The following is a 1,562-nucleotide window of genomic DNA, read 5'->3' on the forward strand; positions in this document are numbered from 1 at the left end:
TAGTCGGCCCTGAAAAAAGCCGCTAGGCCTTGTGGCACTAAGGCTGTATGGCTATACGGCATAGCCATTTCGACCAGTTTTCGCTATTCTGAGTCAAATTTCTGGTCGAAATGCTCAAGGATGATTATGCTCACGGACACCGATCAGTACCAACAAACCAGCTTTTTTGGCTCCGAACTACTCGATCAACTTGATCCGTCAGATCCACTGTTATTGCTCTCAAAAGCAATTCCCTGGACAGATTTTGAGCGCACTTTTGGGCACTACTATTCTGACAGGAGGGGGCGCCCCAGTATCCCCATTCGCCTTCTCGTCGGCCTACTAATTCTCAAGCAGCTGGAAAATTTGAGCGATGAGAATGTTGTACTTCAATGGAAGCGAAGCCCCTACTACCAAGCCTTCTGTGGTTTAAAATCTTTCCAAAACAAAACTCCTTGTCACCCCACAGAGCTAGTCCATTTTCGCAGACGCATTGGCGAGGTCGGTGTTGAAAAAATTTTCAAAATGTCAGTACAGCTCCATGGCAGTACCATTGAAGAGAAAGCCGTAAATATCGATACCACGGTACAAGAAAAGTTTATTACCTACCCAACGGATGGCAAGTTGGCGATCAGAATTATTAACCGATTGAATAAGCTCGCCAAGAATAATGATATTCAGCAACGTCGGACCTATGCCAAGGAAGTGAAAGAAATGCGGCTTAAACTCCGCTTCTTTCGTCATGTCAAAAAACGTTCGAGTGCAAAAAAAGCAGTAAAACGCCTGCGCACCATCGCGGGCATTCTGTTGCGGGAGATGAAGAGGAAATTACCTGAGAGTCATTTGCATGCTTGTCAGGATGATTTTGCGCTGTATGAGCGTGTCTTAAAACAACAGAAGAATGATAAGGACAAAATCTACAGCTTGCATGAACCACAAGTGTACTGTGTCGCCAAGGGCAAAGACCATAAACCGTATGAATATGGCAGTAAAGCCTCTATTGTCTCTACCGCGAAAGACGGCATTATTCTAAGTGCTGTAAGTCATTCCGAAAACATTCACGATAGCAAGACCTTGGATGAGGTGATCAGGAAGGCCAATGAAGTTAGAGAATCCAAGATTGAAGAGGCCATATGCGATCGGGGCTATCGCGGAAAGAAAATGGCCGAAGGTGCGGAAATAGTTTTGCCCAAGCCGGCTTTGAAAAAAGGCAATCGCTACCAGCGGGAAAAGAAACGAAAAAAGTGCCGGCGCCGGGCAGCGATTGAGCCGCTGATTGGACATCTCAAATCTGATTTTCGACTGACAAGAAACTTCCTCAAGGGCTCAGTGGGTGATGCGATAAATCTGCTCATGGCTGCGTGTGCCTGGAATTTGAGAAAATGGATGATCAAGGCACTGGAGACGTTTTTTTGTGCCTTGGAAAAAGCATTTTGGCCTATTTTTACAGTTTCAAATCCATTCTGGCTGACAATACGGTTCATTTGCTCATGTTTTGGAAGGTGAATTTAGTGCGAATCGTTCCGTAAGCCCTTATTACACTGTACTGGAGGCTGGTGTTTGGTTTTTTTCAGGGTCGACTA

1 protein-coding gene is annotated in these 1,562 nt (G+C 45.4%); it reads left to right on the forward strand.

Annotated features, from left to right (window positions below):
• The first annotated feature begins 126 nt into the window (after positions 1–126).
• The gene (locus tag LC073_RS21445; protein ID WP_226649664.1) at positions 127–1,485 is read left to right on the forward strand and encodes an IS5 family transposase; all 1,359 of its coding nucleotides are present in this window, start codon (positions 127–129) and stop codon (positions 1,483–1,485) included.
• Positions 1,486–1,562 lie beyond the last annotated feature (77 nt).

Source organism: Microbulbifer variabilis (genome assembly GCF_020524905.1).
GTDB classification, from domain to species: domain Bacteria; phylum Pseudomonadota; class Gammaproteobacteria; order Pseudomonadales; family Cellvibrionaceae; genus Microbulbifer; species Microbulbifer variabilis_A.